22 protein-coding genes are annotated in these 22,703 nt (G+C 37.6%); 6 read left to right on the top strand and 16 right to left on the bottom strand.

Annotated elements, in window-relative coordinates; all coding sequences use genetic code 11:
- Positions 1-197 precede the first annotated feature (197 nt).
- The 11 genes from ACCQ42_RS07215 to ACCQ42_RS07165 all read right to left on the bottom strand — a co-directional run bounded on the left by ACCQ42_RS07215 (position 198) and on the right by ACCQ42_RS07165 (position 11,291).
- Positions 198-1,148, bottom strand: coding sequence for a magnesium transporter CorA family protein (locus tag ACCQ42_RS07215; RefSeq protein WP_410035786.1), 951 nt, complete (start codon positions 1,146-1,148; stop codon positions 198-200).
- 75 nt (positions 1,149-1,223) lie between these two features.
- Positions 1,224-2,810 carry a Na+/H+ antiporter NhaC family protein gene (locus ACCQ42_RS07210; RefSeq protein ID WP_410035785.1) on the bottom strand — a complete coding sequence of 529 codons (1,587 nt, stop codon included), beginning with the start codon at positions 2,808-2,810 and terminating at the stop codon, positions 1,224-1,226.
- Positions 2,811-2,942: 132 nt separating this feature from the next.
- Positions 2,943-3,575 (bottom strand): V-type ATP synthase subunit D, encoded by a 633-nt coding sequence (locus ACCQ42_RS07205; RefSeq protein ID WP_410035784.1) that lies wholly within the window; start codon positions 3,573-3,575, stop codon positions 2,943-2,945.
- 9 nt (positions 3,576-3,584) lie between these two features.
- Positions 3,585-4,952, bottom strand: a complete 1,368-nt coding sequence (locus tag ACCQ42_RS07200; RefSeq protein ID WP_106461286.1) for a V-type ATP synthase subunit B — start codon at positions 4,950-4,952, stop codon at positions 3,585-3,587.
- The gene (locus ACCQ42_RS07195; RefSeq protein ID WP_410035783.1) at positions 4,945-6,714 is read right to left on the bottom strand and encodes a V-type ATP synthase subunit A; all 1,770 of its coding nucleotides are present in this window, start codon (positions 6,712-6,714) and stop codon (positions 4,945-4,947) included. Before ACCQ42_RS07195 ends, ACCQ42_RS07200 begins: the two co-directional genes overlap by 8 nt.
- Positions 6,715-6,725: 11 nt before the next feature.
- A complete protein-coding gene (locus ACCQ42_RS07190) occupies positions 6,726-7,037 on the bottom strand; it encodes a V-type ATP synthase subunit F (RefSeq protein WP_106461284.1) in 312 nt (103 codons plus the stop codon).
- Positions 7,030-8,025, bottom strand: coding sequence for a V-type ATPase subunit (locus ACCQ42_RS07185; RefSeq protein WP_265215130.1), 996 nt, complete (start codon positions 8,023-8,025; stop codon positions 7,030-7,032). Before ACCQ42_RS07185 ends, ACCQ42_RS07190 begins: the two co-directional genes overlap by 8 nt.
- A 2-nt stretch (positions 8,026-8,027) precedes the next feature.
- On the bottom strand, positions 8,028-8,576 hold the full coding sequence (locus ACCQ42_RS07180) for a V-type ATP synthase subunit E (RefSeq protein ID WP_265238445.1): 549 nt from the start codon (positions 8,574-8,576) through the stop codon (positions 8,028-8,030).
- Between the two features lie 15 nt (positions 8,577-8,591).
- The gene (locus ACCQ42_RS07175) at positions 8,592-9,059 is read right to left on the bottom strand and encodes a V-type ATP synthase subunit K (RefSeq protein ID WP_265215126.1); all 468 of its coding nucleotides are present in this window, start codon (positions 9,057-9,059) and stop codon (positions 8,592-8,594) included.
- On the bottom strand, positions 9,056-10,981 hold the full coding sequence (locus ACCQ42_RS07170; protein ID WP_410035782.1) for a V-type ATP synthase subunit I: 1,926 nt from the start codon (positions 10,979-10,981) through the stop codon (positions 9,056-9,058). The genes ACCQ42_RS07175 and ACCQ42_RS07170 overlap by 4 nt, the downstream gene beginning before the upstream one ends.
- On the bottom strand, positions 10,968-11,291 hold the full coding sequence (locus ACCQ42_RS07165; RefSeq protein ID WP_106461279.1) for a V-type ATP synthase subunit H: 324 nt from the start codon (positions 11,289-11,291) through the stop codon (positions 10,968-10,970). Before ACCQ42_RS07165 ends, ACCQ42_RS07170 begins: the two co-directional genes overlap by 14 nt.
- 101 nt (positions 11,292-11,392) lie before the next feature.
- On the opposite strand from ACCQ42_RS07165, the gene ACCQ42_RS07160 reads away from it, so the two are divergent.
- The gene (locus tag ACCQ42_RS07160; protein WP_410035781.1) at positions 11,393-12,487 is read left to right on the top strand and encodes a putative periplasmic lipoprotein; all 1,095 of its coding nucleotides are present in this window, start codon (positions 11,393-11,395) and stop codon (positions 12,485-12,487) included.
- A gap of 44 nt (positions 12,488-12,531) precedes the next feature.
- Here ACCQ42_RS07160 and ACCQ42_RS07155 read toward each other — a convergent pair whose 3' ends face one another.
- From ACCQ42_RS07155 to sppA, 5 genes are all read right to left on the bottom strand, one after another.
- Positions 12,532-13,590, bottom strand: a complete 1,059-nt coding sequence (locus ACCQ42_RS07155; protein WP_106461833.1) for a ribonucleotide-diphosphate reductase subunit beta — start codon at positions 13,588-13,590, stop codon at positions 12,532-12,534.
- 10 nt (positions 13,591-13,600) lie between these two features.
- A complete protein-coding gene (locus ACCQ42_RS07150) occupies positions 13,601-13,981 on the bottom strand; it encodes a phage holin family protein (protein WP_106461834.1) in 381 nt (126 codons plus the stop codon).
- A 1,177-nt stretch (positions 13,982-15,158) separates the two neighbouring features.
- Positions 15,159-17,687: a ribonucleoside-diphosphate reductase subunit alpha gene (locus ACCQ42_RS07145; protein ID WP_410035780.1), complete on the bottom strand. Its 2,529-nt coding sequence runs from the start codon at positions 17,685-17,687 to the stop codon at positions 15,159-15,161.
- 187 nt (positions 17,688-17,874) lie between these two features.
- Positions 17,875-18,348 carry an RDD family protein gene (locus ACCQ42_RS07140; protein ID WP_311531042.1) on the bottom strand — a complete coding sequence of 158 codons (474 nt, stop codon included), beginning with the start codon at positions 18,346-18,348 and terminating at the stop codon, positions 17,875-17,877.
- A complete protein-coding gene (sppA, locus tag ACCQ42_RS07135) occupies positions 18,338-19,321 on the bottom strand; it encodes a signal peptide peptidase SppA (RefSeq protein WP_410035779.1) in 984 nt (327 codons plus the stop codon). Before sppA ends, ACCQ42_RS07140 begins: the two co-directional genes overlap by 11 nt.
- A 231-nt stretch (positions 19,322-19,552) precedes the next feature.
- Here sppA and larE point away from each other — a divergent pair, with 231 nt between their 5' ends.
- Genes larE through ACCQ42_RS07110 form a run of 5 tightly spaced genes read left to right on the top strand, consistent with a single transcriptional unit; the run spans position 19,553 to position 22,595 of the window.
- Complete coding sequence (gene larE / locus ACCQ42_RS07130; protein ID WP_410035778.1) at positions 19,553-20,392, top strand: ATP-dependent sacrificial sulfur transferase LarE; 840 nt, start codon at positions 19,553-19,555, stop codon at positions 20,390-20,392.
- Positions 20,389-21,147 carry a nickel pincer cofactor biosynthesis protein LarB gene (larB, locus tag ACCQ42_RS07125; RefSeq protein ID WP_410035777.1) on the top strand — a complete coding sequence of 253 codons (759 nt, stop codon included), beginning with the start codon at positions 20,389-20,391 and terminating at the stop codon, positions 21,145-21,147. The genes larE and larB overlap by 4 nt, the downstream gene beginning before the upstream one ends.
- Before the next feature lies 1 nt (position 21,148).
- Entirely contained in the window at positions 21,149-21,958 is an 810-nt protein-coding gene (gene larC / locus ACCQ42_RS07120; RefSeq protein WP_410035776.1) for a nickel pincer cofactor biosynthesis protein LarC, read from the top strand.
- 2 nt (positions 21,959-21,960) lie between these two features.
- Complete coding sequence (larC2, locus tag ACCQ42_RS07115; RefSeq protein WP_321160848.1) at positions 21,961-22,365, top strand: nickel pincer cofactor biosynthesis protein LarC2; 405 nt, start codon at positions 21,961-21,963, stop codon at positions 22,363-22,365.
- Between the two features lie 29 nt (positions 22,366-22,394).
- Positions 22,395-22,595, top strand: a complete 201-nt coding sequence (locus tag ACCQ42_RS07110) for a DUF4177 domain-containing protein (RefSeq protein WP_106461271.1) — start codon at positions 22,395-22,397, stop codon at positions 22,593-22,595.
- Positions 22,596-22,703 lie beyond the last annotated feature (108 nt).

Genomic DNA, 22,703 nt, shown 5'->3' with positions numbered 1-22,703 from the left:
CTACAACTTTTGGGGAGTCCTACAGACCATGCGGAAGGTCCCTTGGGCCTCCCCTTGGAACGAAGATTCAATAGTAAATAATCAAAATTTAATAAAAAATATGATTACGAAGAAAAATAATAAATAACAATAATTCATTAAAAAATTAAGTAATAAAAAAAAGGGGATATTTAGGGGGAAGCCCCCTAAATCCCATATTATTTGTCCAACCTCCTAAATAATAAGGTCCCAACTAGAAGTGAAAATAATGACAAGACTATCACATATAGGTAGCCGTGTTCCCAGTTTAGTTCTGGCATGTTTTCAAAGTTCATCCCGTACCAGCCTGTAAGTATTGTTATTGGGGTGAAGATTGTTGTTACTACTGTTAGGACTTTCATGGTGTTATTCATGGTTAGGTCCATTTTTGAGGCGTAGGAGTCTTTTACATTTGTTATATAATCTGAAAGATAGGATATGTTTGATGAGTACCTGTCTACCCTAAAGGATACGCTCTTTAAGTGTTTGATGTCATCGTTATCAAAAATGTCGTTTTCATTTTCTACTAAGACTTCAATTGTATCCAGGAGTCTTTCGTAAGATGTGTAGAGATTTAAGGCCTTATGCCTATTATCTGAAATCATCTCTATAGAATTTTTTGGCTTTTTGTTCTTATTTATCCCATCTTCTATGGAGGCTGTTGAGTTTTTGATTTGGTCAAAGATTGAGTTATGATTTTCTATCAGGGCTGTTATGAAGTGTTTTAAGATTCTTCCTGGAGACCTGGCTGAAAATTTCTTGGTCAAGATTTTCTTAAAAGCCCTGGCTGATGACTTATCCCTATCGTAGAGGTCTACAATTATTAGCCTGTTATTTTCTATATAAAATCCTATAAGGTCAGATGCATCTAGATTGCCTCTTATATCAAGCATCTCTAGTATGGCGAAGGTGTACTTATCTTCTACTGCCATGTAGGATTTCTTGGATGAATCTGTCAAAAGCAAGTCGATGATTGCTGTATCTATGTCATAGGTCTTAGCGAAGTCTATGAAGGAATCCTTGCCCAGATACATCAGATAAAAATCTTCATCTTCTATTACATCATAAAAACTATCTATGTCGGTTTTTTCAAAACCATTGTCGGTATCAAATTTATAAATATAATCCATTTTCTCTCCTTAATCTCTATGACTATATGGATTTAGGCCTTAGCTGTCAAAGTTTCACCCACTAAAAAAGCAAGCCTAGGCTCGCTTTATCTTTTTCATTAGAAACATTAGGACCATTATAGCTATTATCCCGAAGGCAAGGGAAATAGTCGCACTTTTGCTAAAGCCTGCTATTATATAGGATATAAAGGCTATGGCTGCTACTGTTAATCCATAAGGAAGTTGGGTTTTGACATGGTCGATGTGGTTAGCTCCTGCCCCTGCTGATGACATGATGGTTGTATCTGATATTGGAGAGATGTGATCTCCGCATACCGCTCCCGATAGGCAGGCTGATATGCCTATGAAAAATAAGGGATTGGTCGGATCAAACATGGATGCGACTATTGGTATAAGGATACCAAAGGTTCCCCAACTTGTGCCTGTGGCAAAAGCTAGGGCTATGGCTACCACAAAGATAACCGCAGGTAGGAAATTATTTAAACTTCCTGCCACATTTGTCATGACATTTCCAACAAAGGCTGCAGAGCCTAGAAGGTCATTAGAAATATTTTTAAGGCTTGTGGCAAGGCTTAAAATAAGGATGGCTGATGTCATAGATGAAAAGCCCTCTGGAAGGAGCTCCATAGACCTTTCAAAGCTAATCCTGCCACTCAAATTTAAAAATATCATAGAAATTATTAGGGCAATGACTGATCCTGTTGCTAGGGCTACCTGGGAATCGGTGTTGGCAAAGGCATTTACAAAGTCCATGTAATAAGGGCTTGCCTTATCAAAAAATCCACCCACATAGATTAGGCTGCTGATGCAGGATATGATTAGGATTATAATTGGGAAGACCAAGTCTCTAACTCTACCTTCTATCCCATCATCACTAGTTTCTATTTGTTTTTTGCTATTTATCCCAAGCTCTCCGCTTTCTTTTGCCCTTTGTTCAAATTCTTTCATTGGGCCATAGTCATTTTCTGTAAGAATTATGGTCGCTACGAAAACTAGGGTTAAAAGCGAATAGAAATTGAAGGGAATGGCCCTTATAAACATCTCTATGCCAGAAAGGCCTGTCCCCTCTGCATAGCCTGATACAGCCGCTGCCCAGGATGAAATAGGTGCTATCATGCATATTGGAGCTGCTGTCGCATCTATTATATAGGCTAGCTTTGCCCTTGAAATCTTGTAGGAATCTGTGATTGGCTTCATGACTGAGCCTGTGGTTAGGCAATTAAAATAATCATCTATAAAGAGCATGGCTGATAGGAAATAGGTTGAAATTTGGGCTTGCTTCCTAGATTTTATCTTAGAATGGGCCCACTTGCCAAAGGCCTTAGACCCTCCTGATTCATTGATTAAACTTACCATAACTCCTAAGGAAATAAGGAAGATAAAGATTCCCCCATTATCCTGTATGGCATTTATGAAGCCTTCTACTATTACATTGTCTAAAAATTTTCCAATCGAACCACCACTTGCAAGAATAGCCCCGATTACAAGGCCTATAAACAAGGAAGAATAAACCTCCTTTGTAATTAGGGCCATAAGGATTGCCACGATAGGTGGCATTAGGGCCCAGGGGCTTGCGAAAGTTTCTGGATGGGTATTTGCTATATATATTGATAATATCCCAACTAAGCTTAGGAATACTATGGATAATTTGTTCTTTTTCATTTCTTTCCTCTCATAAATTTAAGGTCACGACTTATATTATACTGACTAAAAATTTATTATAAAGGAATTTGCTAAAAATCATTTAAATTTTAAACAAATTTAAAACTCCCCAGACCGGGGAGTTTCTTATCTTTATTCTGAAATTATATCTTTTACCTTCATCAAACGAGAGATGGTTGCTCTTTCGTTTTCTTCTAGTTTTGATCTGATATATTTGATTGTTTCTTCTAAGTCTGGGATTGTCCTATATTCTAGGGCGTTTACCCTTCTTCTGGTTGATTCTATTTCATCAGCCATTAGCTGGGTTGTCTTCTCTAGCTCGGCTAGGCTTAGAAGTCTATCTGTGACATGGTTTAGCTTTAGTAGGGCCTCATCTAGACCTGCACTTGTTGTAGCATAACCATATGGCAAATCGCTTGCGTTTTCGTTTTTTTCTACTTTAAACTCCATCTTAGGAATCCTAACACTCATGACATTGGCTGTTTTTATGTCAATGCCTACCTTTTGTGTTGGGAAGCTTACTGCTTCTTCGAGGACTTCTGGGCTCATGAAGGCTGAGGCCATAAGGAATGAGGCGAAGGAATCTGATAATTCTTTTTCAACTTCTTCTCTTAGGGTCTTGTTTTTCCTGATTAGTTCTAGGAATTGTCTCATTAGCTCATCTTGCTTATCTTTTAATAGCTTGTAGCCTCTTTTGGCAGTGGCAAGCCTATCCTTAAGGGTGTTTAGGTTCATCCTTGTTGGAGTTACTTTTATTCTTGCCATTTTATGCTCCTAATCCATGTATTTTTCAATAAGGGCATCATCAATTCTCTTAAGTTCTGATTTTGGTATTATCTTTAATAATTCCCAACCCAAGTTTAGGGTTTCTTCTATGGTCCTATTTGTGTAGTAACCTTGATTGATGTATTTTTCCTCAAAGGCCTTGGCAAATTCTGCAAAGGCAAGGTCTGCATCTGATAGGGCTGAGTCACCTAGGATTTTTTGAAGCTCACGAGCATCTACACCTGAGGCGTAGGCTGCGTAGATTTGGTTCATGGTATCTGCGTGGTCTTCTCTAGTTTTGCCCTTGCCTATACCCTTATCTTTAAGTCTTGATAGGGATGGTAGGATTGATACTGGTGGTTGGGCTCCTTGGTTATATAGGCTCCTATCTAGGATTATCTGTCCTTCTGTGATGTAGCCTGTTAGGTCTGGGATTGGGTGGGTTATATCATCTTCTGGCATGGATAGGATTGGAATTTGGGTAATTGTTCCTGGTTTTCCACGAAGTTTTCCAGCTCTCTCATAGATTGTTGAAAGGTCTGTATATAGGTAACCTGGGTAACCACGACGACCTGGTACTTCTTTTCTAGCTGCTGATACTTCACGAAGGGCTTCTGCGTAGTTTGTCATGTCTGTCATGATTACTAGTACTTGCATATCCTTTTCGAAAGCTAGGTATTCAGCACAGGTTAGGGCCATTTTTGGTGTTGATAGACGCTCTATGGCTGGGTCATCTGCTAGGTTCATAAAGAGTACTGAACGGTCGATTGCCCCTGTCTTTTTGAAGTCATCCATGAAAAATTGTGCTTCTTCAAAGGTGATACCTATGGCTGCAAAGACTACGGCAAAGCCTTCGTCATCTCCGAGTACCCTTGCTTGTCTGGCAATTTGAGCTGCTACTTGATTGTGTGGCAGACCGTTTCCAGAAAATATTGGTAGCTTTTGGCCACGAACTAGGGTGTTTAGTCCATCGATTGTTGATATACCTGTTTGGATAAATTCTGATGGGTAGTCCCTTGATACAGGGTTGATGGCTGTACCATTTACATCTCTTTTTTCTTCAGGAATGATTTCTGGACCATCATCTATGGCTTCACCTAGACCATTGAAGGCACGACCAATCATGTCCTCGCTTACTGCAAGCTCTAGTGGCCTACCCAAAAATCTTACTGAGGTTGATTTTAGGTTGATACCTGTTGATCCTTCAAATAGCTGAACCATGGCACGGTCTTTTTCTATTTCTATTACCCTACCTCTGCGGTGTTCGCCATTTTGAAGCTTGATATCAACAAGCTCTTCGTTATCGACTCCCTCTACTCCTTCTACGAGCATAAGAGGGCCAACTACTTCTGTTACGGTTTTATATTCCTTAAGCATCTTTTGCCTCCCTCTTAATTAGTTCGCCGATTTGTTTGTCTATTTCTTCTTTTATTTGGTCAAATCTAGCCTTGTCATCTTCACTTACTAGTTTTAGTCTGGTGATTGCTTCTACTACTTCTAGATTTTCTATATCTTTTAACTCTACTCCTGCTCCTAGTGCCTCTAGGGACTTATCATAGTTATAGAGGATTGTGCCAAGCATCTTATCCTGTTTATCTAGTGAACAGTAGGTGTCTATATCGTGGAAGGCATTTTGTTGTAAGTAGTCTTCTCTGATAGATTTGGTTACATTTAGTTTAAGCTTATCATCATCTGATAGGGCATCACGACCTACAAGTCTTACTACCTCTAAAAGGCCTGATTCTTGTTGGAGTAGGCTCATTGCACGTTTTCTGTGGGTTGAGAAATCTTGGTCAACTGCCTTGTCTATAAACTTATCCATCTTGTCTTGGTAGAGTGAATATGAGTTTAACCAGTTGATAGCTGGGAAGTGTCTTTGGTAGGATAGGTCATAATCTAGGCCCCAGAATACCTTTACTATACGTAGGGTAGCTTGGGTTACTGGTTCTGATAAGTCTCCACCTGGAGGAGAGACGGCTCCTATTACTGAAAGTGTACCGATATCATCTCTATTTCCTAAAACTTCTACCTTACCAGCTCTTTCGTAAAATTCTGCAACCCTACTTGCTAGATAAGCTGGATAACCTTCATCACCAGGCATCTCTTCTAGACGACCACTCATCTCACGAAGGGCCTCTGCCCAACGGCTTGTAGAATCTGCCATCATAGCTACGTTATAGCCCATGTCTCTGAAGTATTCAGCTAGGGTTATACCTGTATAAATTGATGCCTCTCTGGCTGCTACTGGCATGTTTGATGTATTTGCTATAAGAACTGTACGTTTCATGATTGATTCGCCAGTTTTTGGATCGATTAGCTCTGGGAATTCGTTAAGTACGTCTGTCATCTCGTTTCCACGTTCACCACAACCTACATAGATTACTATGTCAGCATCAGCATATTTTGCTATCTGGTGTTGGACTACAGTCTTACCTGAACCAAATGGTCCTGGGATTGCAGCTGTACCGCCCTTGGCTACTGGGAAGAAGGTATCTATTACCCTTTGACCTGTGATAAGTGGCTCATTTGGGTCTATCTTTCTTTTGATAGGACGAGCCTTTCTTACTGGCCAATATTGGATCATATTTAGCTCTTTATCCCCATCTTCTGTTTCTACAACAGCAATGGTGTCAGCTACCTTAAATTCTCCAGATTTAATCTCTTTTAATCTTCCTTTTATTCCGTTTGGAACCATAATCTTGTGGGTGATAACTGTTGTTTCTTCTACTTCTCCTAGTATATCACCTGGAACAACTTCTGCGCCCTTTTCTAAAAGAGCCTTAAATTCCCAAACTTTGTCCCTATCTAGTCCTGGGGAAGTTACCCCTCTTGTTAGGAAATTTCCTGCAAGCTCTTCAAGTTTTTCTAGTGGTCTTTGGATACCATCATACATTCTTTCAAGCATGCCTGGTCCAAGCTCTACTGATAGAGGCCTACCTGTTGACCTAACTTCATCGCCAGGTCCTATACCGGTTGTCTCTTCATAAACTTGAATACTTGCTACATCTCCCCTCATCTCAATTATTTCGCCGATGAGCTTATCTTTTGATACCTCTACCACGTCATAGATATTAGCATCAGATAGGCCTGATGCCTCTATTAGTGGTCCAGATACTTTAGTAATTTTACCTATATTCAAATTAAGCTCCTTTAATTTAGAATGTTTGCTCCAACTGCCTTCTCAACTGAACGGTTGATATCGGCAAGGCCTAGACCTAAAGATCCCTTATTAGATGGGATTAGGATAATGGCTGGCCTTAGAGCTTCTCTGTATTTATCTATTGTTTCTTGTATGTCCTTGGCAAAGGCTTCTGTTATGAAGATTACTCCATAATTATCCCCTGCTAATTTTTTTACAAGTTTACTTGCATCGTCTTTGTCTATGGCTGTAAAAACCTCGATACCTATGGCCTTAAAGGCTAGTATCGAATCCTTATCGCCTATTACTGCTATTTTATACATAAGCTTCTCTCAATCTATCTTTTGTGAATTCTTTTGAAAGGCCATTTAGCTTAGATATAAAGATTATCCTTAGGTTTTTGATTTCTTGCTCCTTGCTGATTAGATAGGCAAGTAGAACTTCTGGGCCATAGGTTACAGCCTTGCTGGCCTTTGCAAAGTCCATAAAGTGATCATCTATTGCCTTTTCTAGATTTAGGAGATTTTCAACCTCTCCCTTATCATTGTCAAGGGCCCTAGCTAGATATGGATAAATCTTATCATTGGACATTTTTATCAAAAGTCCTGTCATATCAAGCTTATACATTTCAAGAAACCTGTCCTTGTCTATAAAGCCGCCATCTATTAGGCAATCACCTAGTTGGTCTAAATCTCTTACCCTTAGTAGGGTTTTGACATTTATAAGGTCAATGGCTTCCTTTGTGTAGTTTATAAGTGAATCCATGCCAGTGGCATTTGCTATATCAAGCTCTCTTTCATAATAAGACTTATCTAGGGATATGTCTATCATGGCTGGGTCTTTCCTATCCTCATAAGCATCTATGGCTCTTTTTAGATAGGTAAGATAGATGTTTTCTTCATCATCTTCAAAGATATCTTTTTCGTCTGTCTTTAAAATTTGTCTTTTAAGATAGTCTACATCTATATTGCCCATTGGGGAATACTTATAATCTTCATCTTGGATAATTTCCTTGGCAAGGACTTTTAAATTGTGGAAGTTGTACTTTTCTCTTAGATAGTCTGTCAGATTTTTATCTGGGGTTATATCTTCGATTTTGTCATACACCCTTACCAGTTCCTTGCTTAGGATTTCTTCATATTCTTCTGGCCTTCTTAATTCTTGGATATATCTACCATAGGATGAATCTGATAGGGCATTCATTATCTCGCTTAGGGAGTCTAATTCATTTAGCCTATAAAAATCCTTTACTAGATCATCTTCATATATTCTAGTTGATATAGAAGCTCCTATGAAGTCATCTCTTTTCATAATTACCTTTCTTCAAAAATACCAGATATTATTTTCTTAATTTCATCCTTGTTATAGTCGATTATTGATGAAAAGCTATTGTCATAGATAACATCCCCATCTTTTATTATGAAACCATCATCGACTGTTTCATATGAAACATTTAGTCCTTTTAGGTCTTCTGAGTCAAAGAAGGTTCCATCCCTTAAGATGATATCTGCCTTCTTGCCTGGGAATTCCTTAAGTCTATTTAGGACAAACTTCTTGTAAGAATGATTATCTAGGCCTTTAAGCTCTTCTATGAGCCTTTCGATTATAGAATTTATGAGCTCGTTTTTGGCTGTGATTTTTATATCACGGGCATTTCTTGATGCTGAAAGCTCTTCATTGGCCAAAATTTGCTTAGCTTCTTTTTTGGCATTATCTATAATCTTATCTACCTCAACTTTTACTTCTGCTTCAGATTTTTCCCTAATTTCCTTAGCTTCGCCTTCAGCAGCCTTTAATATCTGATTTTTTTCCTCTTCGCCTTTTTTCCTTATTGATTCTAATATTAAATCAAGATTAGTCATAATCTTATCCTAATATTATGCTCTCATTACAAGTAGTAGGGAAATAACAAATCCTAAGATTGCGTAAAGCTCAACCATTACTGAGTAGATCATACCCTTAACGAATTCTGGTTCGTTTTTAGCTAGGATATTGATACCTGCTATAGCTACCTTTGATTGTTTTACAGCTGAGAAGTAACCTACTATAGCTACTGGAAGTGCTGCCATTAAAAAATATAGGCCGTCTGCAAAGGTCATATCTGGGCTTAGTTTACCCATGATAAAGAAAGCAATTGCAAAGCCGTAAAGACCTTGTGTACCTGGTAGTAGCTGAAGAACTAGTACCTTACCAAACTTTTCTGGTTGTTCTACAGTAAGAGCTGCTGCAGCCTCACCTGCCATGCCTGTTCCCTTAGCACTTCCCATACCTGATAATAGTGTTGCTAATGCCATAGCTAGAACACCAAAAACCATTCCACCGTTTTGAACTAAAAATTCTGTCATTTTCTTTCTCCTCTATTAATTAATATTTTTTTAGTATCTTCTAACATTTCTTTAAATTTAACGCCGCCGCCTTCATAAAACTTACCAAACATCTCTACATAGATAAGTCTTAGTGAGTGAACGTAGGCTGACAAGTAGGATAGGAACATATTAAATAGTTGGAATACTACAAAGACTAGGATTCCACCTATAATTCCGCCAATACCTGCCCCAAATAACATTTTAACAATTACATTTACCGCATAGGCTACAAAGCCGCCTGATAAAACCAGGGCCATAAGTCTTAAGAAGGATACAAAGTCTCCTACCCAAGAGGTAATTCCGTATAGGTCATAGACCCCGGAACCAATCCTTCCGCCTATTGATTTAGCATCACGTCCTGCAAATAGGACTATGCCAACCATGCCGACCGCCATGAGGTAAAGGCCTATTTTGTTTTTGCTTAGGAAATAGTAGATTGGTCCACCTACTGCCATATACCAAAACAAAACATCGTAGATGGCATCCATAGGTTTGCCATCTCTTATATACATATAGCCTTTCATTCCAAGAGCGATAAATAGGGCCGCTCCTCCTATGATAAGACTTATAGTAATAAGCGTATTGATATCAGTTTGGGTATCAATCCAGCCAAATGGCACATCGATAATTCCGCCAAAGACTGATCCAAATAATACTCCAAAACAGCAAGCTGATAAGGATATGCCTAAAAATAGCTTAATCATCTTCTCTGTTGATTTTGGCAAGTCTTTTTTCTTGAGGATTACAAGGGTTGCAATCACACCAAGAGCTCCATAACCTAAGTCTCCAATCATAAAGCCTGTAAATATAGTATAGAAAATGGCCACAAGCAAGGATGGGTCAAATTCGTTATATTTAGGTAGGGCATAGGTTTCAACAACAGATTCGTAAGGTTCAACTATTGCGTTGTTTTCAAGGATAATAGGTACATCTGGATCATCCTTGTCAGCATCTTTTATATCTAGGATATATTCTTTATCTAAGGATTTTTCTATGTCGGCTTTAAACCTGTCAGTCATAGACTCAGGTATGTATCCTTCAATAACATCCATTTGAGAAGTCTTAAGGAAGTTTTCTGTAGCTTCTTCCTTGTTCTTTTCATTGACAAGATATGATTGATACAAATAGAAATCTTCTAGATATTTATCAAACTCTCCTATTTCAGCCTCAATTTTCTTAATTTCGCTCTTAAGATTAGCTTCTTCTTTCTTAAGGGCACTTAGGCTCTTGCTTACAGAAGCATCTGCCTTAATACTTATTCTTGAAAATCCGTACTCTCTTAAAAGTTCTTTAAATCTTTCTTCCTCATCAAGAGAAGCGATAGCAACAATAAAGCTAGTCTTATCCACTTCCGAATACCTATAGATTAGGGATTTGCTAAAGTTTTTATCGACTATGCTCTTCTTTAGGCCATCGTAAAACTGGCTAGAAATAGTACCTGTCTCTACATAGACTCTCTTAGAATCGTACAGACTTCTAATATCGATATCTATATCCTTCCATGGATTAAGGTCTCCTATTTTCTGCTCTATGGCTTGGTTTTTATCAACTAGCCCTTCTCTTTCTTTAACTAATTTTATAAGCTTATCGTAAATGAGATTGAAATCAAAATTCTCAGAATCCTTATAGACCTCATCAATATCTAGCCTTTTAAAGTCTTTGCTCTCTTCTGTAGATGAATATTTTAAGCTAGTCTCAATAGCAAAAGCTAATTTATCAAGCTTTTCATCCAAGGCTTGGATCTTAGTAGAATTTGTAAGCTCTTTTAGATAAGTTTCGTCTTCTTTTACTTTTAAATCGTTAAAATGCACATAGTTAAAATTTTGAAGAATATCAAGTAATAAGCTCCTTTTTTCCTCAAAGGCAAGTAAGCTAAACTTATTCATCTTAACTATTGCCATTATTTACTATCCTTTCTACAAGAGTATTGATAGTCGCTTCAACCTTGGCCTTATCTACATCCAAGATTTTTTTTGACTCATCTCTTGCTTTTGCTATCACTGGTTCTCTCTTTTTTTCTGCCTCTTTTTTAGCATCAGCTAGAATCTCTTCGGCCTTTTTCTTAGCCTTGGCGATCTCATCTTTATAGGCAAGATTTGCTTGGTTTTTTGCCTCTTCAATGAGCTCCCTAGCCTGATCTTTGGCAGCGTCAAGCTCTTTTGCCGCAGTTTCTTCTGCAAGCTTAACTTGACTTAGAATATCATCAGTCATATTTCACCCCCTGTTTATACTTAAATTATATCATATTTTTACCCAAAACGGGTATAATCTAGACAAAATAATTGCTATATTACAAATAAAAAGGAAATTTTATGAAAAAAACTCTAATAACACTTATTTTTGCCTTACTTTTAGTAGGCTGTAAAAGCAAAGATAGGCCAAACTTAGAAGCCTATTCGCTTTCAAAAATACAAGCTTATTCTTATGACCAATCTCTCTACACAAAAGTAAAGCTAATAGATTATCCATCAAATATTAAAGGTCTAGACTCCTATGACAAAAAAGATTTAGCCAATCTTGATTATAACAAAGAAGTAAAGCTAGCCGACTTATTTTTTAGGATACCGGAAAAGGGCCAAATCTTCAAAAACGATAATATATATTATATAGACTTTCCAACAAGTCTTGCCTATGATCTAGTCATATCTTTTGAAGATTTAAGCGATTTTTACGATTATGACCTAATAGACTTATCTAGCAAAATAATAAAAGAAAAAAATCTAAGCCAAAAAATAAGATCTATGCCTATAAAAAATAGCATGGCAAACCTTGATAGCGCATATTTTATAAGCAAGGATGCAAATAAAACATCAACCCACTTTTTTATAAAAGGAGACAGGGGCCTAATCTATTTTGTGATAAGTGAAGATACAAGTAAGTCAAATGCATCAGCAGCTATCATGGCAGATATCCTAATGACAGCCTACAATGCTCCAGATGATCCCTTAGAAATAAATAAATCATTCAAAGACCACAAGGATGCCCTATCAGTCTTTGCCACAAAAGATATCCTAGTAGGAAAACAAAAAATAAAAATCCCAGAAAACTTCTACCTCCACCAAGACGATGATAAGCTAAAATCCTTCATAGCCAAGGATAAAAACGAAGTAATAGCAGAAATAATAATAAAAGAAGATAAAATTACAGGTGATATCTACGAGGCTTATAGCCAAAACTCAGGCCAAATACTCTACCCAGCCCAAATCGTAAATATGGGAAAAATAAATAAATACAAAAATATCCTAGAAGGAGATGTCAGAATCTACCTACAAAATGACACCCTCACAGGCAAAAAATACCTAATAAAAACTAATGACTCCTATATAAGTCTAATAGTAGCAGGCCCACTTGCCAACGAATCCCTAGTTAAATCCATGGCTGAGTCGATTAAACAGTCAATTAAATAAAATAAAAAGAGAAAGAGCTAAAAAAGCAACTTTCTCTTTTTATTTTAAAGGTCATCTTCAATAATTGATGATTTGGAATAAGCTGTAACCTTGGCTTCAAAGAAATCAGTTTTTACTGCATTTGGATCTGAGATTTCATCTACCCACTTCATTGCTTGTGGGATTTCTTTATAACCTTCAAAAAGTGGCTCAAAACCAAGGCCTAGGGCACGAAGATTGCCTAGGTATTTGATGTAATCTTCAATCATCTTTGTAGAAAGGCCTGCTATATTATCGCCTATGGCATATTTGCCCCATTCGATTTCTTGTCTAACACCTTCTTTAAGCATGTCCCTGTAGATTTCTACCGCCTCATCTGTAAAGAGGTCAGGTCTTTCCTTCTTAAGGTCATTTATAAGGGACCTAAAGAGCCATAGGTGGGTATTTTCATCCCTATTTATATATCTAATCTCTTGGACAGTTCCTGGCATCTTGCCATTTCTACCTAAGTTGTAGAAGAAGGAGAATCCTGAATAGAAGTAGATTCCTTCTAAGATATAATTTGCTATTAGGGCCTTTACAAATTGGAATTCATTATCTTTTTGCAAGAATTCATTGTATTGGTCACCAATAAACTCATTACGACGAAGCAAGTGGTCATCTTCCTTCCAAAGGTATAAAATCCTAGTTCTTTCTTCTGGAGAACAAATTGTATCTAGGATATAGGAATAAGATTGGGAGTGGATTGACTCTTGGTAGGTCTGAATTGACAAACAAAGGTTAATCTCATTTGCTGTAACATAGGTTTGTAGGTTTGGCAAATTGGCTGTTTGGATCGAATCAAGGTAGGTTAGAAAGGATAAAATCCTATCAAAAGCCCTCTTCTCATACTGATCAAGCTTCCTATAATCCTTAATATCCTGGCTTAAGTTAATCTCCTCAGGAATCCAGAAGTTATTCATAGCCTGCCTATACCAATCGCTTGTCCAGGTATATTTTAAGTTATTAAAATCGTTAAGATTTGTGGTATTACCTTGGATAATCTTTCTCTTCGCTAGATCTATATCCCCGTTTTCGTTGAAAATACCACGTTTTTCAACTTCTTTCTTCTTACTTTCTTCCATCATAACCTCCTTAAGATAATAACTTCATTACAAATGATGAAACAATTGATAAGACAATGCTTGCAAAAATCAAACTAAAAAAGCTACTATTAATATATGCCCCGCCTACAAATTTAAATGCCAAAGATAAAACAAAGGCAGAAATCACAAGGGAAAATAAGCCAAAAGTCAAAATTGTGATAGGAAAGGCAAAAAATCTAAGTACTGGCTCTACAAACTTTTCAAGTATAGTCAAAACTCCTGCTGTAATAAAAAGGGCAGATGTCTTATCAAAACTGATACTTCTGATAAGTTTACTCAATATAAATAATGAAATTAAATTTACAACAAATAAAGCTAGTAAAACATTTCCACTTTCCTTAGCAAAATTCTTTTTCTTACGTCTATTCATAAAATACTCCTTTTAAAATCCAAGATTTGTTATTGTTGCTTATATACTATTATACCAGATTATTTTTTATTTTAACCAAGATAAATTATTTTAGGGGGTTTTCCCCTAAAAACCCTTTTTTATACTATCCAAGATAATAGCATTATAAAGTTGTTCTCTTCGTAACTTAATCTCATTATGAATTATTTATATTTACTATTGAATCTTCGTTCCAAGGGGAGGCCCAAGGACCCTTTCGTCGCTCTCGGCCGCTAAGGCAAATTGGGTCCACATCGCCCTCCCCCTTATACCCCCGGCAAGCCCGTCGGCTCATGGAGACTTACACCCCGCAAGCGACTCTTGCAGAGGGCAAATTGAAGATTGCCTCTGGCAATCTTCTTTGTTAGACCTGACTGCAATTCATCCTGGAGCAAAATCTATTATTTCAAATCTCGTCAGCTAAAAATTTAGATTCGCTTCACTTCGTTACGCTCAACAGAATTTTATTAACGCTTCCTTGATTTAAAATAATTGACGATTTTATTTCAGTAAATCTTAAGATCACCTTCTCTAGACATACTAATTGCAATGTTTGCGAGAGCAAACGAGCCTTAGAACTGATTCGTCGTTATAATTCTCTCAGAATACAGAACTATATCCCCAAGGTCGGGAGATTTTGTAAATGGAGATGCCGTTAATAAAATCTCCTGACGCACGAGTTAAAATTAAATTCCTGTAATTACTAAGATATAGAGTGCATATAAAAGAAACATTTGGGCTAGATTGAGATTTTTAGGCATCGGAATGTCAAAATCAGTAAGAATAAGGATAGCTAATACAAAGGATTCTGTCTAAAAAGGGAGGATTGCCGTTAGGCAATCTTCTCTGTTCGCACTCCGCTTTAGGAGCAGACGGGGGTGTAGCGTAAGGGGGCCTTAGGGGGAACCGGTGAGGGGGCATCTGCCGCCCCCTTGGGTTCCCCCTAGGTACGAAGATTCAATAGTAAATAAATATAATTTATTAAGTGATAAAGTAACGAAGAATTAAAGTAAATAATAATATTATCTTGGATAATAAAAAAAATAATTTATATTGCATAAAAAAAGAGAGGGCTTTTGGGAGCCCTCCCATAAAAAAACATATCCCAAATAGGGTCTTAGGGGATAATCCCCTAAAATATATTTATCTTGGATAAATCCTATGCGGAGCAAGTATCACATTCTTCCACTTCCAAACTCTTACCTCTTACATAGTAGATGCTTTTTACTCCACTTTCCCAAGCTGTAATGTAGATATTTAGGATTTGTCTCATGGTGTATTCTGTTGTTATATAGATATTGACAGATTGGGCTTGGTCCATGTGTCTTTGTCTTACTCCTGCCATTCTCATGGAAATGTTTTGGTCTATATCGTGGGCATTTTCATAGAGCCAGAAGGTCTTTGTTGTTAGGCCTGGGGCTACTCTTGGTACTATGGCTCCCTTTTTTTCCTCTAGGAAGTAGCGGCTCATTATTGGGTCTACTCCGGCTGATGTGCCTGAGATTATTGATGTTGATCCTGTTGGAGCTACTGCCATTAGGTAGCCATTTCTTAGGCCATTTTCCCTTACTTCTTTGGCAAGATTTTGCCATCTTTCGCTTGTGTAGTTTCTATCTGTGAAGTAGTTGCCATTTTGCCAATCGCTGCCTTCAAATACTTCGTATGATTCCTTTTCTTTGGCAATTTCTACACTTTCTTTGATGGCATAATAGTTTATATCTTCATAGACCCTATCTGCTAGGGCTGCGTGTTTTTCTTCATCTGACCAGCTTATGTCGTTTTTAACGAGCATATGGTGATAGCCGCTTGTGCCTAGGCCTATGGCCCTGTATTTTTTGTTTGTAACTTGGGCATATGGGGTTGGGTAGTAGTTTAGGTCTATTACATTGTCTAGGGCCCTTACTACTGTTCTTACTGTTTCTTCAAGCTCTTGGTCATTGTTTACATCAAGTTTTCCTAGGGTTAGGCTTGCTAGGTTACATTCTACAAAGTCGCCTGGCCTTGTCTTATTTACTATGACTTTTTCCCCATTTTCTGTGACTATCTCTTGGGAGATGGTTTCTGATGGGCTCATGTTTTGGGCGATTTCTGTGCAGAGGTTTGATGAATAAATCATGCCTGCGTGCTTGTTTGGATTGGCCTTATTTACTAGGTCTCTATTGAAAATAAATGGAGTGCCTGTTTCTGACCAAGATTTGATTAGTAATCTTACCATATCTTTGATTGGCATGATTCTTCTTGATATATCCTTGTCAGCTACTAGCTTATGGTAAAATTCTTCAAATTCTTCGCCGTAGGTGTCTTCTATGGCCTTGCCATATTTTTTCTCCACTTCATGTGGGTCAAACATATGCCAATCGCCTTCCATATTATCCCTTACTTCTCTCCAGAAGAGGTCTGGCACGCAAACTCCTGGGAAGACGTCGTGGGCTTTCATCCTGTCATCGCCGTTGTTAGTTCTAAGTCCTAAAAATTCTGGCATATCCTTGTGCCAAATATCTAGATAGACTGCAACTGCTCCTTGTCTTACTCCAAGTTGGTCTACTGCTACTGCTGTGTCATTTGCAAGTCTTATCCAGCGGATTACTCCACCCGCTACTCCTTCAAAACCTCTTATGTCTGAGCCTGATGCTCTGACTTTTCCAAAATACATGCCCATGCCGCCACCGTGTTTAGAGACTTCGGCAAAGTTGGTTATAGACCTGTAAATGCCCTTAAGTGTATCTGGAACAGTCTCTATAAAGCATGATGAAAGCTGATTAAATGGCTTTCTAGCATTGGTCATAGTAGGTGTGGCCATGGTTGCCTTTAAGCTTGATAGAATATCGTAGAGTCTTTTGGCAAAGCCAATCTTATCCTTTTCTGGAATGGCTAGGTGCATGGCAATACCCATAAACATTTCCTGGATATTTTCAATGAGGTGGCCATCATGGCTTCTTATTAGATATCTCTTCCTTACTAGGTCTAGGCCTGAGTAGGTAAAGATGTCATCTCTTTTATGATCAAGATAGGCTTCTAATTCATCTATTTGATCAGATGTGTAATTTTCAAGCATGTATGATCCGTAAAGACCCTTTTCTGTAAGGAATTTGATCTTTGATTTGAAGTCATAAAGCTCGTATCTTTCTTCATATTCTTTTATTTCTAGGTTCATCTTATAGGCTAAAAATCTTGCTGCAATTATCTCCCAATCTGGGGCTTCCTTGCTTGTTAATTCACTTGCAGCCCTTATTATAGCATCTAGGATTTGTTTTTCATTCATGTCTGGTTTGGTGAATGATTCAAATTTAAAATACAGACTTTCTATAGGATATCTTTGGCTATCAAATTCTCTTTGAACCTTGGCAATTATTTCCATTAGGTCCTTATCGTCTATATATTCCTTAAAATCGTAGATTACTTTTCTATCCATGTTGTGCTTGGCACGGTAGAGGATAAAAGATTTTACCTCTCTGTAGTAGTTTTCATCAATAAGTCCAAGCTCTACTAAGTCTTGAACTTCTTCTACTGTGACTGTGTGGTCTTTTGGGAATTTCTTCTTGATGGTATCCCTTATTTTTTGGGCTATGCTGTCTAATTTCTCATCACTTATGGATGAGTCTACCGAGATAAATGCCTTTGCTATGGCTCTTTTGATTTTCTCTATCTCGAAGTCAACCTTTGATCCGTCTCTTTTAATTATCTTCATTGTATCTCCAAACTAACTACTAGATGTAGTGGTATTTTCTCAAAATCTATAGATATCATACCTTATATGGTGGCTAGTGTGAAATATAGATAAAAAAAGCACAAAGGCCTTCAAAGCTTATCTCTGTGCTATTTTTTATAATTTTTATCTTTTCATTAATAATAAATTTACCAAAAAGTCAATTTACCTAAATTTCTTTTGCATACAAATCCCTATAAGCATCTTCCCTTACGACAGCTGTGTCTGTGAAAAGGTCGATTAAAGTTTGCTTTTTAGGTGTGAAAAGGGCTAGGGCATATAGGAAAATCAATTTATTTTGGATATATCTTCCTGCAATTTCTCTTATTAAGATTTGACTATTTGATAGGTCAAAACCATCTAAAGATACCACCCTAAGGCCAGTTATAATCTTACCTAGGGATTGTCCTCTTGTGATTAGGGATGTGATTGTAAAATAGGCCAGGCTTATGATTATATTAAGGCTTGCTAAAATACCTAAACCCATAAATTTTACATCTTCTCCAAGAGGGATAAAAAACTTAATTATGGTAAAAAGAGCAGATACGATTATCATATCGATAATATAGGCTAAAAACCTTATACCAAAGGATGAATAAGCGTAAGCAAAGTCTCTTTCCTTATAAATCTTCTTATTTTCCATAGACTCCCCCGTAGATATACATAGGAGCTTGCCTATTTTCTTCCATTAATTCCTTTAAGATAGCAAGATCAGAAGAAGATTTCTTTAGGTCTTCTACCTTTTGGAAAAGTTGTCTGAAAGAAAGGTTGGCAAAGGAGCTTTCGACTACTTGTGGGTCATCTAGCTTGTTTTCCTTAATCATATCATCTATTGCCATATCTATATCGCCAATCTTATCTACTAGACCATTTTTTACAGCTTGAGCTCCGTCATAAACCCTACCATCGGCAAGCTTTCTAACATCTGCCTCACTCATTTTCCTTCCTTCAGAAACAATTTTTACAAAGCGACCGAAGGCTGAATCTACAAGGCCTTGGAGGTAGGCTTTTTCTTCATCATTTAAATCTCTTCCCATGGTGCCTGTGTCCTTCATCTTACCAGAAACCACGTTTTGCTCCTTGATTCCATATTTTTCAAAAAGTCCTTGGAAGGAACGACCACCCATTATTACACCGATTGATCCTGTGAGGGTCTCATTTGAAGCATATATCCTATCTGTAGGGGCAGATATATAATAACCACCAGATGCAGCCATCTCTTCCATTACAGAATAAACTGGGATTTTCATCTCTTTAAGTTTTTTAATTTCCTTGGCGATTTTTTCTGAAACATAAACAGAACCACCTGGAGAATTTACAGCAAGGATGACACCCTTTGTAGTTGGGTCATCTGCTGCTTCCTTAAGCTGGTCGATTACAAATTGGCTATTGTCATCGCCTTGGATTACCCCTTCTAGGGAAATTTTTCTAATCTTTTGGCTAGGATTTGTTCCTTGGATTACTTCTTGATCAAATAGTTGAGACTTGCCCAAATCTTTAAGGTAAGATAGGCCCTTAGCCTCTTTTTCCTCGCTAGTGTCTTTCATAAACATAGAAGCAACTAGGACAAGGACTGCAAGTCCTACTGCTATCCATCTTTTTGCGTTATTTTTCATAAAAACTCCTTTATATTTCAATCTTAACTAAAATTATTATACCACAAACAAATCAAGACTTAAGCAAGTTGATTGCATTTTGTTAAGCTTTAAGTACAATGAATATACATCACAATTATCGTTAACACTCGATTACATTGTTATGTATAGGTCCATGTGGACCTATCTACATAAATTAAGCTGTATTTTTTCAAAAAATATGGCTTAATTATTTTTTTAATAAGGATACTTATGAATTATATAGAAAAAAAAGAGAAACTAATAAAAATTATCAAAGACCTCTTAAAAGATAAATTTATCCTAGCCTTTTCTGGCGGAGTTGATTCAGCCCTCATCATGAAACTTGCAAGCCTTTATAGGGAAAGTGAAAACGATGTTAGGGCTATGTTTTTTAAGGCCCTGTCCACCACAAAGGAAGAAGAAGAAAATGCCATAAAGCTAGCCAAAGAAATGGGTGTAGACCTAGTTATAAGGGAGGTTGACATACTCACCAATGAGAAAATCGCCCACAATGCCAAGGACAGGTGCTACCATTGCAAGAAAACCCTCTTTAGCGAGGCCCTAAAGCTAAGGGAAGAGAAAGGTTATGGGGCTGTTGTCGATGGAACAAATACAGACGATCACAAGGTCTATAGGCCAGGTCTTATGGCCCTAAGAGATTTGGGGGTAATAAGTCCCCTAAATCAGGCGGGCTTTTCTAAGGCAGATGTCAGACGCCTTGCAGAAGAGCTTGACCTTAGGGTGGCCAAAAAACCATCAGCTCCTTGTCTTTTAACTAGATTTCCTTATGGGACACAAATCAAAAAAGAAAAGCTAGATAGGTTAGAGACGGCAGAAGGCTTTATAAGAAGTCTTGGCTATGAAAAATTTAGACTAAGGGACCACGATGACCTTGCAAGGCTTGAAATTGAAAAGGCAGACTTCCCTAAGTTCTTTAAGGAATATGACCTTGTTGTTAAAAAACTAAAAGACCTCGGGTATTCCTATGTATGCCTTGATATGGAGGGTTTTAGGTCTGGTTCAATGGATATAAATCTCTCCAAGGAAGAAAAGGATAAGTACAGCCTATGATTGATAAGAAACAACTAATTGATAACATAAAAAAAGGCAAAATAAGCGATGAAGAGGCTCTTGAAATCCTAAATGACAAGGGCTATGAAGATATAGGCGATGCTGTCAAGATAGACTTTTCTAGAAAATCTCGAAGGGGCTTTCCTGAGGCCATCTATTGTGCATCAAAAGATGATGAAAGCCTGGTAAGAATTTTTGAAGCCTTTGCCAAGAAAAAAGAATCTGTAATAGGAACCAGGGCAAGCAAAGATCAATTTGACCTAGTTAAGGCCAAGGTAGATGATGTCACCTACAACGAACTTGCAAGGATTATCTCCCTAGATTTTAGTAAGGAAGAAGAAAAAATCGGTGAAATTGCCATAGTTTGTGCAGGCACAAGCGATTTGCCAGTCCTTCTTGAAGCAGAGATTACAGCAAAATTTTTGGGAGCAAGGGTTAAAACCTACACAGATGTGGGTGTTGCAGGCATTCACAGGCTTCTAGATAAGATAGAAGATATAAAAAAGGCAAATGTCATAATAGCCATAGCAGGCATGGAAGCAGCCCTAGCTACAGTCCTTGCAGGCCTTGTAGATAAGCCAATCATAGCTGTCCCAACCTCAGTTGGCTATGGGGCAAATCTCGGCGGAATCACTGCCCTTCTTTCCATGATAAATTCTTGTGCGGAGGGAGTTAGCGTTGTAAATATAGACAATGGCTACGGAGCAGCCTACGCAGCCTGTCAGATAAATAAATTAATAGCGAAAGGAAATTAAAATGGACCTTTATTTTGAAATGTATTCAGGCATAGCAGGAGACATGACCATAGGAGCCCTCCTAGATTTAGGAGCTAGCAAGGAAAAATTAGTCGAAGGCATCAAATCTCTAAAGCTTGATGGCTACAAACTTGTCTTTGAGAGATCCAAGAAAAATGGCATAGATGCCTATAATTTTGATGTCATCCTAGAAGGTCACCACCACGACCACGACCATGATCATCACCATCATCACGATCATGAACACGAACACACACATGACCACCACCATCACCATGGCCATGTCCACAGAAATATAGAAGATATTAGAAAAATCATAGAAGACTCAGACCTTAATGAAAATATCAAGAAAAATGCCCTCGGTATCTTTGATATAATAGCAGATGCAGAAGCTGTGGCCCATGGCATTGATAAAACAGAGGTCCACTTCCACGAAGTCGGAGCTGTTGATTCAATCATAGATATAGTAGGAGTAGCAATCCTTCTTGATGACCTGGGAGTAGAAAATATTTACTTCTCAGACCTCTATGAGGGTTCCGGCTACCAAATGTGTGCCCACGGCCCAATGCCAATACCTGTTCCAGCTGTGGCAAATATCCTAGCTGATTCAGATATAAATCTTAATTTTATAGGAGAAGAAGGCGAGCACATCACTCCAACTGGAGCTGCCATAGTCAAATATTTCTATAAAAAAGCCCCAACAAGCTTTAAAATCAAAAAAATCGGCCTAGGAGCTGGCAACAAAGACTTTGAAAAGTCAACCAATATCCTAAGGGTCATGGAAATTGAAATAGATAAAAAAAAACTGTAAAACTGCTTGAAACAAATATAGATGACCAAAGTGGAGAGCTTTTAGCATTCACCTTAGAAAAAATTATGGAAGTGGCACTTGATTGCTACTTTTCTCCAATCTTTATGAAGAAAAACCGCCCAGCCTATAAATTATCAGTAATTTATAAGGCAGAGGATGAAGAAGCTATAGAAGATATAATCTTTACCCAAACCACAAGCATCGGTGTAAGGAAATTTGACCTAGACAGGACAGTTTTAGATAGGGAAATTATCAAAATCTCTTATAAGGGAAAGGACTACCTTGCAAAGCAAGTTAGCTATAAAGATAAAATCTTCACCTATCCAGAATACGAATCCGCTAAGACCTTGGCAAAAGATCAAAATATCTCCCTAAAAGAAGCCTACGACATCCTAAAATCCCTATAAGTGGGTATAAAAATACTAGGAGGCAGCTTATGAGATACGAATTTATCGAAGTCCCTTTTGAGGGCGGCCTTAAGGCAGGAAAAACAGACACCTTTGAAAAGTGCAAGGAAATCATCAATGAAAAAGCAAAGGAAGGCTGGGAACTCGTTCAGATAGTCCCAGTAACCAATGAAAAATGGTCATCCTATGCTTTTCTTAATTACACTTTGGTTTTCAAGGTTAATGATTAGGACAAGCAAAAAGAGCTGGTAGATGATTCCAGCTCTTTTGCTTGTCTATATTTCTCTTTTAATGAAATATTTTCTTAAAAATTATTTTCTAAAAAATCTAATAGCTTC

The sequence above is a fragment of the Anaerococcus kampingae genome, assembly GCF_046365475.1.
GTDB classification, from domain to species: domain Bacteria; phylum Bacillota; class Clostridia; order Tissierellales; family Peptoniphilaceae; genus Anaerococcus; species Anaerococcus kampingae.
This window is presented reverse-complemented; position numbering and strand designations above follow the sequence as displayed.

What these genes read in the sequence shown, in the direction of transcription:
- larE (WP_410035778.1), top strand. Translation starts at nt 19,553, where the DNA reads ATGAATTATATAGAAAAAAAAGAGAAACTAATAAAAATTATCAAAGAC.
- ACCQ42_RS07190 (WP_106461284.1), bottom strand. Translation starts at nt 7,037, where the DNA reads ATGTATAAAATAGCAGTAATAGGCGATAAGGATTCGATACTAGCCTTT.
- ACCQ42_RS07150 (WP_106461834.1), bottom strand. Translation starts at nt 13,981, where the DNA reads ATGAATAGACGTAAGAAAAAGAATTTTGCTAAGGAAAGTGGAAATGTT.
- ACCQ42_RS07185 (WP_265215130.1), bottom strand. Translation starts at nt 8,025, where the DNA reads ATGAAAAGAGATGACTTCATAGGAGCTTCTATATCAACTAGAATATAT.
- ACCQ42_RS07110 (WP_106461271.1), top strand. Translation starts at nt 22,395, where the DNA reads ATGAGATACGAATTTATCGAAGTCCCTTTTGAGGGCGGCCTTAAGGCA.
- ACCQ42_RS07165 (WP_106461279.1), bottom strand. Translation starts at nt 11,291, where the DNA reads ATGACTGATGATATTCTAAGTCAAGTTAAGCTTGCAGAAGAAACTGCG.
- ACCQ42_RS07160 (WP_410035781.1), top strand. Translation starts at nt 11,393, where the DNA reads ATGAAAAAAACTCTAATAACACTTATTTTTGCCTTACTTTTAGTAGGC.
- sppA (WP_410035779.1), bottom strand. Translation starts at nt 19,321, where the DNA reads ATGAAAAATAACGCAAAAAGATGGATAGCAGTAGGACTTGCAGTCCTT.
- ACCQ42_RS07140 (WP_311531042.1), bottom strand. Translation starts at nt 18,348, where the DNA reads ATGGAAAATAAGAAGATTTATAAGGAAAGAGACTTTGCTTACGCTTAT.
- larB (WP_410035777.1), top strand. Translation starts at nt 20,389, where the DNA reads ATGATTGATAAGAAACAACTAATTGATAACATAAAAAAAGGCAAAATA.
- ACCQ42_RS07200 (WP_106461286.1), bottom strand. Translation starts at nt 4,952, where the DNA reads ATGCTTAAGGAATATAAAACCGTAACAGAAGTAGTTGGCCCTCTTATG.
- ACCQ42_RS07205 (WP_410035784.1), bottom strand. Translation starts at nt 3,575, where the DNA reads ATGGCAAGAATAAAAGTAACTCCAACAAGGATGAACCTAAACACCCTT.
- ACCQ42_RS07180 (WP_265238445.1), bottom strand. Translation starts at nt 8,576, where the DNA reads ATGACTAATCTTGATTTAATATTAGAATCAATAAGGAAAAAAGGCGAA.
- ACCQ42_RS07155 (WP_106461833.1), bottom strand. Translation starts at nt 13,590, where the DNA reads ATGGAAGAAAGTAAGAAGAAAGAAGTTGAAAAACGTGGTATTTTCAAC.
- ACCQ42_RS07175 (WP_265215126.1), bottom strand. Translation starts at nt 9,059, where the DNA reads ATGACAGAATTTTTAGTTCAAAACGGTGGAATGGTTTTTGGTGTTCTA.
- ACCQ42_RS07215 (WP_410035786.1), bottom strand. Translation starts at nt 1,148, where the DNA reads ATGGATTATATTTATAAATTTGATACCGACAATGGTTTTGAAAAAACC.
- ACCQ42_RS07170 (WP_410035782.1), bottom strand. Translation starts at nt 10,981, where the DNA reads ATGGCAATAGTTAAGATGAATAAGTTTAGCTTACTTGCCTTTGAGGAA.
- ACCQ42_RS07145 (WP_410035780.1), bottom strand. Translation starts at nt 17,687, where the DNA reads ATGAAGATAATTAAAAGAGACGGATCAAAGGTTGACTTCGAGATAGAG.
- ACCQ42_RS07210 (WP_410035785.1), bottom strand. Translation starts at nt 2,810, where the DNA reads ATGAAAAAGAACAAATTATCCATAGTATTCCTAAGCTTAGTTGGGATA.
- larC (WP_410035776.1), top strand. Translation starts at nt 21,149, where the DNA reads ATGGACCTTTATTTTGAAATGTATTCAGGCATAGCAGGAGACATGACC.